Source organism: Streptomyces sp. NBC_01471, assembly GCF_041438865.1.
Classification (GTDB): domain Bacteria; phylum Actinomycetota; class Actinomycetes; order Streptomycetales; family Streptomycetaceae; genus Streptomyces.
In genome coordinates this window covers 1-12524 of the sequence record NZ_CP109451.1, presented here as the reverse complement: position 1 = coordinate 12524, position 12524 = coordinate 1, and the positions used below count along the sequence as shown (strand labels likewise).

The 12524-nt window shown below is 69.8% G+C and carries 12 protein-coding genes and 1 pseudogene; 9 read left to right on the top strand and 4 right to left on the bottom strand.

Annotated elements, in window-relative coordinates:
* Window positions 1–52: 52 nt before the first annotated feature.
* On the bottom strand, window positions 53–727 hold the full coding sequence (locus OG285_RS35745; protein ID WP_331759992.1) for a response regulator transcription factor: 675 nt from the start codon (window positions 725–727) through the stop codon (window positions 53–55).
* The gene (locus OG285_RS35740; RefSeq protein ID WP_331759991.1) at window positions 717–1994 is read right to left on the bottom strand and encodes a sensor domain-containing protein; all 1278 of its coding nucleotides are present in this window, start codon (window positions 1992–1994) and stop codon (window positions 717–719) included. The genes OG285_RS35745 and OG285_RS35740 overlap by 11 nt, the downstream gene beginning before the upstream one ends.
* Before the next feature lie 210 nt (window positions 1995–2204).
* Between OG285_RS35740 and OG285_RS35735 the strand changes: the two genes are divergently transcribed.
* Window positions 2205–2417 (top strand): hypothetical protein, encoded by a 213-nt coding sequence (locus OG285_RS35735; protein ID WP_266862434.1) that lies wholly within the window; start codon window positions 2205–2207, stop codon window positions 2415–2417.
* Between the two features lie 454 nt (window positions 2418–2871).
* Here OG285_RS35735 and OG285_RS35730 read toward each other — a convergent pair whose 3' ends face one another.
* Entirely contained in the window at window positions 2872–3816 is a 945-nt protein-coding gene (locus tag OG285_RS35730) for a DJ-1/PfpI family protein (RefSeq protein WP_331759990.1), read from the bottom strand.
* A 72-nt stretch (window positions 3817–3888) separates the two neighbouring features.
* Here OG285_RS35730 and OG285_RS35725 point away from each other — a divergent pair, with 72 nt between their 5' ends.
* From OG285_RS35725 to OG285_RS35700, 6 genes and pseudogenes are all read left to right on the top strand, one after another.
* Window positions 3889–4587, top strand: a complete 699-nt coding sequence (locus OG285_RS35725; protein ID WP_331760526.1) for an HD domain-containing protein — start codon at window positions 3889–3891, stop codon at window positions 4585–4587.
* A gap of 69 nt (window positions 4588–4656) precedes the next feature.
* Window positions 4657–5082 carry a RidA family protein gene (locus OG285_RS35720; protein ID WP_331759989.1) on the top strand — a complete coding sequence of 142 codons (426 nt, stop codon included), beginning with the start codon at window positions 4657–4659 and terminating at the stop codon, window positions 5080–5082.
* 64 nt (window positions 5083–5146) lie between these two features.
* Window positions 5147–5623, top strand: a pseudogene (locus tag OG285_RS35715) (MFS transporter); the annotation flags it as partial.
* Window positions 5624–5813: 190 nt separating this feature from the next.
* A complete protein-coding gene (locus OG285_RS35710; protein WP_331759988.1) occupies window positions 5814–7277 on the top strand; it encodes an amidase in 1464 nt (487 codons plus the stop codon).
* A 179-nt stretch (window positions 7278–7456) separates the two neighbouring features.
* On the top strand, window positions 7457–7975 hold the full coding sequence (locus tag OG285_RS35705) for a hypothetical protein (protein WP_331759987.1): 519 nt from the start codon (window positions 7457–7459) through the stop codon (window positions 7973–7975).
* The gene (locus tag OG285_RS35700; RefSeq protein ID WP_331759986.1) at window positions 7962–8327 is read left to right on the top strand and encodes a transcriptional regulator; all 366 of its coding nucleotides are present in this window, start codon (window positions 7962–7964) and stop codon (window positions 8325–8327) included. The genes OG285_RS35705 and OG285_RS35700 overlap by 14 nt, the downstream gene beginning before the upstream one ends.
* A 210-nt stretch (window positions 8328–8537) precedes the next feature.
* Here the strand turns inward: OG285_RS35700 and OG285_RS35695 are convergent, their stop codons facing one another.
* Window positions 8538–9359 (bottom strand): helix-turn-helix transcriptional regulator, encoded by an 822-nt coding sequence (locus tag OG285_RS35695; RefSeq protein WP_331759985.1) that lies wholly within the window; start codon window positions 9357–9359, stop codon window positions 8538–8540.
* A gap of 144 nt (window positions 9360–9503) precedes the next feature.
* Here OG285_RS35695 and OG285_RS35690 point away from each other — a divergent pair, with 144 nt between their 5' ends.
* Entirely contained in the window at window positions 9504–10706 is a 1203-nt protein-coding gene (locus OG285_RS35690; RefSeq protein ID WP_331759984.1) for an MFS transporter, read from the top strand.
* 562 nt (window positions 10707–11268) lie between these two features.
* Window positions 11269–11760: a GNAT family protein gene (locus OG285_RS35685; RefSeq protein WP_331759983.1), complete on the top strand. Its 492-nt coding sequence runs from the start codon at window positions 11269–11271 to the stop codon at window positions 11758–11760.
* Window positions 11761–12524: the final 764 nt, after the last annotated feature.

The following is a 12524-nucleotide window of genomic DNA, read 5'->3' as shown; positions in this document are numbered from 1 at the left end:
CCGCGCCGTCGGATCATTCCCGTGTGCGCCTCGAAACGGGGTACAGCAGGCTCTACCTCGCCCTCGCCGTGGCGCCCTCCAGATACCTGAGTACGGCGGTCACCCTCCGGTCCACGTGGTCGGTGGGCGACAGGTCCAGCTTGGCGAAGATGCTGCGGATGTGCTTGTGGACCGCGCCCTCCGTGACGACGAGTTGTTTCGCGATCGCGCTGTTTCCCAGCCCTTCGGCCATGAGGGCGAGTACGTGCCGCTCGCGAGGGGTCAGCCGTTCCAGACGGGCGTCCCGGTGGGACCGGGTGAAGAGCTGGGCGACTATCTCGGTGTCGATCGCGGTGCCACCGGCGGCCACCCGGTGCAGTGCGTCGAGGAACTCCTCGACCCGGCCCACCCGTTCCTTGAGCAGATAGCCCACCCGGCCCACGCCGTCGCTGAGCAGCTCGGTGGCGAAACTCTGCTCCACGTAGGCGGACAGCACCAAGATCGCCAGGCCGGGTTGACGGCGCCTGGCCTCAACGGCCGCGCGGATGCCCTCGTCGGTGTGGGTGGGCGGCATTCGCACGTCGAAGATGGCGACATTGGGCTTGTGTTCGTCGATGGCGGCGAGTGCCGCCTCGGGGGTGCCGGCCGTTGCCACCACCTCGATCGATTCGGCACGCAGGAGGAGGGCCAGGCCCTCGCGCAGCAGCGGGTCGTCCTCAGCGATCACGATCCGCGGGTCACTGTCCACAGGGGAGTACCACCTCAAGGGTTGTCGGGCCACCGGCGGGGCTGGCCAGGCCGAGTGTTCCGTCGTGTGCCTCGACCCGGCGGCGGATGCCGGTGAGACCGGAGCCGCCGCCCTCGTCGGCGCCGCCCCGGCCGTCGTCGGTGATGGTGAGGCGGAGGTTCGCGCCGTCGGCCCGCACGCTCACGGCGGCCTGTTGTGCACCGCTGTGCTTCGCGATGTTCGTCAGGGCCTCGGCTACCACGAAGTAGGCAGTCGCTTCGGCGGAGACGGCGCACCGTGTGGGGACATCGACGTCTGTACGGCAGGGCACCGCGCAGTCGGCGGCGAGTCCTGTCAGGGCCCCGGCAAGGCCCTGGGCCTCCAGCACCGGGGGGAGAATGCTGCGGGAGACACCGCGCAGATCGGCCAGGGCCTGTTCGGCGGCGGAGTGCGCACGCTCCAGGATGTCGATGACCTCGTGCGTGTGGTCCGGCTCGCGGGCCAGCCGGCGGCGGGCCGCGCCGAGTAGCACGGTGACGGAGATCAGCCGGTTCTGGCTGCCGTCGTGGAGGGCGCGTTCGATACGGCGCAGCTCGGCGGCGTGCGCGTCCAGGGCCGCGGCCCGGCTCGCGGTCAGCTCAAGGACTCTGGCGGAGAGGTCGGTGTCGGAGTCGGCGGCGAGGAAGCGCTGGGCGGGCTTCGCCTGGAGCCGGGCCAGCGAGGGAGCGAGTCCCAGGATGAGAGCGATCCAACCCACCCCGAGCAGGGAGACCGCGATCGCGTCCAGCCATGTGTGCGCGGTGCCGATGCCGATGGAAGCGGCGGTGGTGTCCTTCGGGGCGAACCGCCAGTACAGCGGGAAGGCCGTGTCACGCACCGCGAGTACGGGGAGGACGATGCCCGTCAGTGCCAACAGCAGTCCGGCCGAGGTGTGCTGGAGCAGCCAGCGCACCTCGCGCCGGGTGGTGGGATGGACGAGTCCTGCGCGTGGGCGCGTGGGTGGCGGGTCAGGAGCGATGATTTCGTGGCCCCGGCGGGCGAGCCGTTGGCGTTCGTGCCGGGCCAGGGCGTGCAGCGCACCCAACGCGGGGCCCACCAGCAGCAGACCTATGCCGGTGAGCGACAGAGCAGCCGTGAGCAGCAGCAGAATCAGGAGCGCGAGCGCGGAAAGCGCGGTGCCGAAGCCGCCCGCCAGCTCACCGATCGCGGCCCCGGCGGCTCTGAGCACCGCGGTGGTGGTTTGCTCCGCTCCGCGTAGGCGTGGTGTCCGCCGCAACGTCCCCGTCATCCTTCCCTCCTCGATTGCTTCCGCTTTCCTGTGCCAAAAGGGTTCCGGCGGCCGGGCGAGATCACCCGCGAAGAGTTACAGCCTGCTGTACCACCGGTCGAACAGCCAGCCGTACCCGCGGTCGAGCAGTCTGCGGGATCGTCCGGAGCGGAGACCGGCCGATAGCGTCAAGCGTGCCTTCGACCACCAGATTCGCAGAGGACTTCCCCCATGACGAACTTCGTCTCCCCGCCCCCGCAGCCGCGCCGTCGGACCGTCTTCCGGTCCGTTCTGTGGGCCATCGTAGGCGTCAGCACCGCCATCAACGTCGCGGCGTCCTTCGGCGGTTCACACACCGGCACTCATCTGGGCTGCGGCATCGTGACGGCGCTCGGCGCAGGCATCCTCGCCGCGCACGCCCTGCGCGCGAATTCGTCCGCCTGACGGGCCGTAGACACCTCACAACCGGGCTACTGCCCGCAAGAGTGTCACGCTCTCCACAACATCGATCACAAGGAGCGTTCGGTTGTCACAACACCGGCACGCTTTGGCGGGAAGAGACAACGACATCAGGGCGGTGGTCGAGAGCCTGAGAGGCATCGGCCAGACGCAGACGCAGACGCTGGCGGTGACCGGGACGGCGACCTGACCGTGCTGTCGACCCTGAGCCGGACGCCGGCCGACGAGGCCCGTCACTTCCCGTTCGCCCGTCATGGACGACTGCGAGCGGGTGCCCGCGCCGACCGCCTCGGCGCTGGGTTTGGCGGTTGAGCGATGCGCAGGACAAGGTGCGACGGATGCCGCAGTTTTCCGCCACGGTGACCCGGACCGTGGACAGGCTCACCGGCGGTGGTCGCCGCGAGCCGGACCGAGGTGGGTGGTCGGCGCGCGAACGGTGTCAGTGCGTGAAAGTGCGTCGGTAGGCGGTGGGGGTGGTGTTGAGGGTGCGTCGGAAGTGCAGACGCAGGTTGGCCGCTGTGCCGAGGCCGCAGTCCCGGGCCACCTGGTCCACCGAGTGGGTCGTTGTCTCCAGTAGTTCGCGTGCCTTGCCGAGGCGGGCGCCCAGCAGCCACTGGAGGGGTGTGGTGCCCGTCTCCGTGGCGAACCGGCGCATGAAAGTGCGTGGTGAGACGCCCCCGTGCCGGGCGAGCTCGCGGAGCGTGAGCGGCTGGTCGAGGTGGCGCAGCGCCCAGCCCCGGGTCTCGGAGAGGGACGTCTCCCCGGCCACGGTGACCGGAGCCGGGATGTACTGGGCCTGCCCGCCGTCGCGGTGCGGTGCGGCCACCAGGCCGCGGGCGATCCGGTTGGCCACGATCGCCCCCAGATCGCGCCGCACGATGTGCAGGCACAGATCGATGCCGCAGCACACTCCGGCCGACGTGAGGACGTCCCCCTCGTCGACGTAGAGCACGTCGCGGTCGACTGTGACGGCCGGGAAGTCCTGTTCGAGCTCGTCGATGTGCAGCCAGTGGGTCGTGGCGTGCAGTCCATCCAGAATGCCCGCCGCGGCCAGCGCGAAGGCGCCCGTGCAGATCGACACCACCCTGCGGCCCCGGTCGCGCGTCTGGGCCAGCGTGTCGAGGACCTCCTCCGACGGCCTTACCATCGGCTCGTTCCCCGGCTCGTATCCCGGCACGATCACGGTGTCGGCGGCGCGTACTTGGTCCAGGCCCCCCTCGGTCACGAGGGAGAAACCGGCGGTGGTCGTCACCTTGGAGCCGAGCCCGCACACGGTCGTCTCGTAGGGCGTCTCCGGGCGGGTGTTGAAGATCTGCGCCGGGATGGCCAGGTCGAGCGGAGTGACGCCGTCCAACGCCAGGATCGCGATTCGGTGGGTCGTCATGGCAATATTCTATCGATAACAGTCAATGTTGCCACTCACCTGGTCAGGGGCGTGCGTGCCAGCCTGGTGGACATGACCGGATCGACCCGCAAGACCCGCAACCAGGTGGCCCCCGAGGCGGCCACCGGCCTGATCGCGCTGCCCGACACACCGCTCACCGGTGCTGTCGTGCAGCTGATCAAGCCGGTGGAATCGCCCTCGGTGTTCAACCACAGCATTCGCACCTACCTGTTCGCCCGGCTCGTGGCCGCGCGCCTCGAACTGACCGCCGGCCAGGACTACGACGACGACCTGCTGTTCGCGGCGTGCACGATGCACGACCTCGGCGTGGCGTCGGACGGCCCGCACACCCAGCGGTTCGAGGTCGAGGGCGCCGACCGGGCCGCCGCGTTCCTCGTCGAACACGGACGGTCCGAAGCGGACGCCGACGAGGTCTGGCAGGCCATCGCCCTGCACACCTCCTCGGGCATCGCGGAGCGCCGCGGCACGCTGTGCGTGCTCGTCCGCGAAGGCGTCGCGCTCGACTTCGGCGGCCCGATGGGCAACACCTACGCCGACGCCCTCAGCGACGAGCAGGCCGACGTCGTCCACGCCGCCTACCCGCGGCTGGAGATGATCCGCTCACTCACCGACGCGATCGTCGCGCAAGCCGCCAAGAACCCCAAGAACGGCCCGCGTTACGCGATACCAGGTGAATTCCTGCGCGAACGCGAGACCTTCGGCCGGACCCGGATGGAGCACGCCTGCGGCTCCTCCCGATGGGGCAACTGACCGGCCCTGCCCTGCCCGCCACACGGTCGGCGAAGACGACACAGACACCAGAGAAAAGGACACACCGCAATGGCCATCCACCCTGTAGAGGTCCCCGACAACTCGCCGGTCTTCGGAGGGACCACCAGCGCCTTCGCGCGTTTCGGCCACGCCCCCGCGATCCGTTCGCACGGGCACCTGTTCATCTCCGGCCAGATCGGCCGCCGCCCCGACGGCGTCCCCGGGGAGACCGCCGAGGAGCAGACCGAGCTCGCCATCCGGCGCCTCCAGGAGATCCTCCGGCTGGAGAACCTCGGCCTCAGCGACCTGGTGGACGTGACCAGTTACCACGTCGACATCCGCCAGAACATGCCCGGCTTCCTCGCCGCCAAGCAGCGCCTCGTCAAGGCTCCCTACCCCGCCTGGACGATCATCGGCGTCAGCGGCCTCGCCAGCCCGGAACTCCTCGTCGAGATCCAGGCGACCGCCGCCTACCCCGACGACGCGGCCCGATAGAGCACCGCTCCGGGGCCCCGGGAGCTCGACCCCGGGGCCCCGGAGCAGTGCCGTGAGGTGTGTCATGAAGACTACGACGCCACCGAGTGACGTCCCTTTGACCGTCCGACGTCCGGGCGGCCCCGCCGGCCCGGTGCTGCTGGCGTCGATCACCGTCTCCTTCCTCGCCGCGTCGAGCGCCCCGACGCCGGTCTACGCCCTCTACGCGGCCCGGTGGCACTTCTCCCCGATCACCACCACGGTTGTCCTCGGCGTGTACGCCGTCGTCGTCCTGACCGCCCTGCTCGTGCTGGGCAGGGTGTCCGGCCATCTCGGTCGCAGGCCGGTGCTGCTGGCCGCGCTGGCCCTGCAGGTCATCGCCATGGTGGTGTTCAGCACGGCCGGCGGCGTCGGCGCCCTGGTCACCGGGCGGGTGCTGCAGGGCATCGCCACCGGCGGTGCCCTGGGTGCGCTGGGCGCGGCGATGCTGGACATCGACCGCGAGCGCGGCACCCGTGCCAATGCCGTCGCCCCGGGGCTGGGGTCCGGCGTCGGCGCACTGCGTGGCGTGCCCGAGGCCGCGACCGCGGTACGGCATCTGCAGCGGGCCGCACAGGGCGGCGGCCGCGTGAGGTCGAGCGGGCCCTCGAACGCGGGACGCGTACCGGTCGCGGCCGGCAGTTGATGGTGTCCCTGACGTGTGTAGCACCATCGCTGGTACACACAGCAACCACAGCCTGAAGGGGTAGGAAATGACGGGAAGTTCGATACCCGAGGAAGAACTCGCATGGCTGGACGCGACGGCTCAAGCCGACCTGGTCCGCCGCAAGGTGGTGTCGCCGACGGAGCTCGTGGAGGCGGCGATCGGGCGGATCGAGCGGCTCGACCGCAGGCTCAACGCCGTGGTCACGCCGCTGTTCGAGAAGGCTCTCGCCGCGGCGGGTGCGCCCGGGCTGCCGGACGGCCCTTTCCGCGGAGTGCCCATGCTGCTCAAGGATTTCCTCTGTCTCACCGAGGGCGATCCCGCCTACGGTGGGATGCGCGCGCTGCGGGACCGGGACTGGCGCGCTCCTGAGGACTCCGCCCTCGCGGCCCGTTTCCGCGCGGCCGGATTCGTGTTCTGCGGGAAGACGAACCTTCCCGAACTGGCCACCAGCACCACCACGGAACCGCTCGCGCACGGGGCGACCAGGAACCCCTGGGACCTCACCCGCTCCCCCGGGGGATCGAGCGGCGGATCCGCGGCCGCGGTGGCCGCGGGCATGGTCCCGGTGGCACATGGCAACGACATGGCGGGCTCGATCCGAATGCCGGCCAGCGCCTGCGGAGTCGTCGGCCTCAAGCCCTCGCGGGCGCGTACCACGCTGGGCCCCGCATACGGCGAATACTGGGGGCCGGTGACGCACGAACACGTGCTGACCAGGTCGGTCCGCGACACCGCGGCCGTGCTGGACGCGACGGCGGGGCCCTCGTCCGGCGACCCGTACACCGCCCCTCCCGCCTTGCGGCCCTACCGCGAGGAGGTCGGCGCCGATCCCGGCGTCCTGCGGATCGGGTTCCGTACGACTCCGCCGGGCGCGACGGTCCCGGCCCACAAGGACTGCGTGGCGGCGGTCGAGCACGCAGCCCGCCTGCTCGACTCGCTCGGCCACCGCGTTGAGCCGACGAGCGCCGCCTGCCTGGACGATCCGGCCCTCTTCGAGGCACTGGTGCCGATGTTCGCGGCGGTTCTGGCCTGGGAACTCGACCAGTGGTCGGAGCGTGTCGGTGAGCGCCTCGAACCGGCGGACCTCGAACCGATGAACGGGCTGCTGGCCGAGGTGGGCCGCTCGGTCACGGCCGCGCAGTGGCTCTCCGGCACCCAGGCGTGGCAGCGGTGGGCGCGTGGCGTGGCAGGGCTCTGGGACGAGGAGGTCGATGTGCTGCTCACGCCGACGCTGCCCGCGCCGCCCGCGCTGCTGGGCGAACTCGCGCCCACGGCGCAGAGCCCCGAGGAACTGGTGGCCGCCGTGAGCGGTGGCATCGCCTTCACGGTGCCGTTCAATGTCACCGGCCAGCCCGCCATCTCCCTCCCGCTGTACCGCAGCGACGACGGGCTGCCGATCGGTGTGCAACTCGTCGCCGCCTACGGACGGGAGGACGTGCTGATCCAGCTGGCCTCACAACTCGAACAGGCCGCTCCCTGGTCGGGGGAGCGCCCCCCGCCCTTCGACTGAACGAATCGGTACGGAACCCTCCTCGCTCGCCCGGGTCGCACGCGATGCGGCCCGGGCCTGTCCACCGTTCGACAGCACGCCCACTGTTCTGCGGCCATCGTCCGGCGTTTGACACTCCCCTTCCAGGCAACTAGTTTCCTATCAGGAAACAGGTTCTGATCGAGAAACGGGAGACCGTCATGACCCGAAACCCCACACCCGCCGAGGCAACTCGGGCTCTCCAGGACGTCCAGCGGCGGCGGGGGGAGGCGCTCGGCTCGGCGCGGGACTCGCGCTGGGTCGCCGTCCTCTTCGGCATTGCCGCTTTCGCCCTGCTCGCCGCGCCCGACTTCTTCGGGCAGGGCGTCGAGTCCGCGGTGAACGTCGCCTTCGCGGCCGTGGCCGTCGGCTACGCGGTGCTGCTGCGCAGCAGGCGCGGTTCAGCGCTGCTGGGGCGGCGGACCAGGGTGCGGCAGGACGCGGTCTCGCCCCGGTTCGCACTGTGGAGCAGGGTGATCATCCTGGCGGTGCTGGCCCTCGGTATCGTCGCCGCCTTCGTGCCGCACCCGGGCATGTCCGTCCCGTACGCGCGGACGATTGCCGGCGCGGTGCTGGGCGGGGTCCTGATCCACTTCGGGAGCCGCCTCCAGAGCGCTCTCGCCTCTCTGGCCGCGGGCGCGGAGCGCGGACGATCCGGGGCGCTTGATGGATCGTCCTGACTTCGACCCGGTACTGCTGGACCCGACCCGCCTGTCGATCGTCTCGTTGCTCGTCGGCACCGAGTGGGCGGAGTTCGGCTGGGTGCGCGAGGCGGCGGGACTGTCGGCCTCCGCCCTGTCCAAGCAAGTGGGCACGCTGGGCTCGCACGGATACGTCGAGGTGGAGAAGGGCTACGTGGGCAAGCGACCCCGTACATGGCTGAATCTCACCACCGTGGGCCGCGAAGCCCTGGAGCGCCAGGTCACGGCGTTGCAGCGGATCGTCGACGACTCCCGGGCGGAGGGCTCCGAAGCACGGGTCCTGAACCCGGGACCCGGCGAGCGCGGCGGGCGCACGGCACACGGGACGTGACGGTGCACGGCGGCGGGAGGCCGCGGTCGCCGGCGGGTCGGTGATGAAGGCGGTGCTCACCTCCTGACACCCCACGCCACAGTACTCACTTCCTGACCCACCGACCCCGCGATGCGCCGGTGACGGTGTAGGTGACGGCCCGACAGCAGCCCACCGGCGCGATCGGGCCGTCACCGTTGCCCGCGGGCCGTCCTCACGCAGGGGACCAACTCATCCGACCAGCACTCCCAGCGCCTCTTCCGTCGCCCGGTCGTCGGGAAGATAGGCGAGCAGATGGTGGCCCGGCTCGTCGACGGCGGCGAGCTTGACGTACCGCAGACGCAGATCACCGGCCACCGGATGACGAAAGTGACGTACGGCGGGATGGAACGCCGAGGTCTCCCGCCAGTCGTACCAGCGCGCCGCGTCCGGGTCGGCAAGCAACTCCGCGGTGATCTCGGCATACCGGCCGACCTCCGGATACCGGGCCGCCTTCGCCCGGAACTGGCCCAGCAGACTCCGCGCCTCCGGCTCCCAACTGGCCAGCAGCGTACGGGCGGGCGGCCAGCGGAATACCAGCCACAGCAGATTGCGCTGCTTGGGAGCCTGCCGCGCCAGATCAGTGAGCAGTGCCGTGTACCCCGAATTCCAGGCCAGCAGGTCCCAGTGCGGGTCGAGCACCACGGCCGGGTTCGGCGCCAGCGACTCCACCAGGGACAGCAGGTTGCGCGACACCCACCCCGGCGGCTGCTCTGCCGGCGCGGCGTGCTCCACGAACGACATCACATGCGCGGTCTCGTCCACGTCGAGCTGCAGCGCCCGTGCCACCGACCGCAGCACCTGCTCCGACGTACGCACCCGCCCCTGCTCCAGCCACGCGTACCAGGAACTGCTGATCCCGGCCAGCACCGCGACCTCCCCGCGCCGCAGACCCGGTGTGCGCCGCCGTGGTGAACCGGGCAGCCCCACATCGGCGGGCGCCAGCCGCTCACGGCGAGAGCGCAGAAATGCGCCCAGTTCGCGGTCCGGGCCGTTGACTCCTCCGCCGGTCATACCTACTCCCCTTGGCCTGCAGACCTCCCCATTCCCTCAGGGTGTGAGCAAGGGTAATCGGCTGGGGTACCACCTTGATTGCGAGCGATGGTGAGCTGGAACTGCCGGTCCGAAAGCACCGGCAGGCACGCCACAAGGAGACCCATGGACACCACCGACTCAGCCCGCACCACCCCCGCACCCCCTGCGACCTCATCTGGCCCTTCGCTTCCCGGTGCCTCGCTGCATCTGCTGCGCGTCGCCGGATTCGTCAGCAACTTCGACCGCTTCTGCATCACCCCCATGCTGCTGCTCATTGGCACGCAGCTCGGCGTCTCGCTGCCCACGGTGATGCTCGCGGCAAGCGGCTACTTCCTCGCCTACGGCCTGATGCAGCCGGTCTGGGGCCTGGCGAGTGACCGACTTGGCCGAGTGCGTGTGATGCGGATCTCCCTGGCCGGCGCCGCCGTCGCCGCACTCTGCTCGGTGTCCGCACCCGACGCGACGGTGCTGATCGTGGCGCGTGCCGCAGCCGGGGCGTTCTTCGCCGCATCCATCGCGGCTTCCATCACGTACATCGGGGACACGGTGCCCGCCGAAGTCCGCCAACGCCCGCTCAGCGAACTGATGACCGCGTTCGCCCTGGGCACCGCCGTGGCCACCGTCGTTGCCGGCGCACTGGCGCACTACGTCAGCTGGCGGCTGGTCTTCGCCCTGCCCGGCCTGATCGCCACCTACCTGGCCATCGCCCTGCGCCGTCTGCCGGAGCCGCCGCGCGCAGAGCCCGGCGCGCTGCTCGCCCCGTTCAAGGTCGTCCTACGGTCCCGCTGGCAGTGGTACGTCATGGCCGTCGCCATGCTCGAAGGCGCCGTTCTTCTCGGCTTTTTGACATACATTGCGCCGGCCCTTGAGGCCAAGGGCGTCTCGGCGACCCTGGCCGGTGCGGTATCCGCCCTGTACGGCGTGGGCTCCATGACCGCGGCCCAGACGGTCAAGCGGCTGGTCGGACGCTGGACACCGGTGCGGCTGATCGTGGTCGGCGGGGTGCAGATGGCCCTGGCGTTCGGGGTAGCCGCAGCAAGCCGATCGGTGCCCGCACTGGTGGTGTGCACGCTGCTGCTCGGCGGCGGCTGGTCGTTCATGCACTCCACGATCCAGTCCTGGGCCACTGGCCTATCCCCGGCGGCCCGCGCCACCGGCGTCGCGATGTTCGGCCTGGCCCTCTACGTTGGCAGCGCTCTGGCCAGTGCCCTGGCCGCCGGGCCTGCCGAGCACCATGCGTACGGGGGCCTGTTCCTGACCGCTGCGATCCTCATCATCCCGCTGACGATCGCAGCGGCCGTGGGCCGTGCCCGTTACTGCAGTTGACCTGCTTGCGTCTGGGCCCCACCCAGGCGTCGGCAACGGGAGACCGACGTCGGGCGAGCGGAGCTTGCACGCCGGACCAGGGAGTGCTGGTCCTGCGAGCCGTTGCAGCGACTGAAGTCCAGCTCGCTCATCCCCGTCCAGGGGAACACCTGCCGCAGGCGCGCGGCTCCGCGTAGGGCCGTTTCGTCCACCGGGCGCAGGCCCTGGAGGGTGCCATCGAGGCCGGGAGTGGGAACGGTTCGGCAAATAGCGGCTCATTCTTTCGTCCAATCTGTGAGTGTGGGGTGTGGTGGCGGTGGGTGGGCGTCAGTAGTTTCGAGGTGAGGAATTCATAGTGGTTTGGGGTTCTGTCATGGTTCTGCTGCTGTCATGAGGTGACCAAGCCGCTGCTGTTTTCTGGCTAGTACAAAGGAGTCTGGCTGTCATGGGGGCCGCTGTTCCTGTGTGATGGCCGGTGAGTGGGGTTTGTGCTGGGGGTATGGCTTGGGAACGGTCGGTAGAGAGTTCGTCTGCTACCCCTTTTACGGGGTCGGGGGATGCGGGACTGCTACGTGGTGTGGTCATGCGGCGTCTGCTGGCGGTCGACGAGAGCGGATCGCTCAGGACACTCCATGCGCGGATCGCGGCCGAGGCCGCGGGAGTGTCGGAGCGGACGGTGTGGCGGTGGCTGTCCGAGGGCCGTGAGGGTCAGATCGAGCTGACCGGCTGGAACCCGGACTTCCGCAGTGCGTCGTTGGGCTATGTCTTCGATGCCGCCGCGTGGGGCGACGGCTACGCCATAAAGGTCGCGCGTGCCGTCCTGCGGTGGGCGTTCGACTCTCTGGATCTGAACCGCGTCCAGGCCGAGACCGACACCCGCAAGGTGATGTCCGCCCGGGTCCTGGAGAAGCTCGGCTTCGTCCGCGAAGGGACCCTCCGCGAGGACTGCGTCGTCAATGGCGACGTCTCCGACTCCTGGGTCTTCGGCCTCCTTCGCCGTGAGTGGCACCCGGCTGCCACGCCGACGGCCGGCCCCTGGGACCGAGACCTGCCCGCCACGCCGTGCCGTACCTGACTGACTTCGCCGGAGACTGGCGCTTACGCCCGCCACTGCCAGCCCGGTCCGATCCGAAGCGGCATACCTAACGCAAACTATCTGTAACGTCCCAAGTGCAGTGGTATGACGGCTTCCTGGGTCCCAGGTTCGGGGCTGTCAGCTATCAGCAGTGGCTGTGCTCGACTGTGTGGTCGCCCACTTGCGGGTCTGAGTAATGGGTGGCGTTGGGGTTGTAGCAGGTGTTGTCGGATAGCCGTGGGTGTCTGGCCTGGGGTTGGCTGGTGATGTCATCGAGATGATGCGTTGTTGGTGACTCCACCGTGTGTCTGTCCTGGACGGCGTGGTGCAGATCGGACCTGGCCTGTCGTCACGTCGTCCCGCTTCGGTAGGGAATAGTCAGTGGACTAGACCACTTGATGGTGTATCAAGTGTGCTCATCGCGGCTTCGCTGCCCGGTCGAGGGGAGTCTTGTCTCGGGTATAGATCGACTGCATAATGTGACGGTAGGGTAGTTGAAGAGCGGCCACGGAGTGGACGCCGGCCAACACCGACAACCTGCACCCATGGAGACGAGGTCACTGAAACCCCCAACTCCCCGCACAAACACACCTCCTGAGCCACCGTCACACATAGCCAGCCAGGTTCGGCCGGAGGCCGGACCTTTCGGGCCGGAGGCCCGGTGTCACCGAAGGTGACAACGCTTCAAGCGCCGAAGGCGCCAAGGGCGCGGAGCGCCCGGCATCTTTGACGGCCCGTAGGGCCGTCGCGTCGTGTCTCCGGGC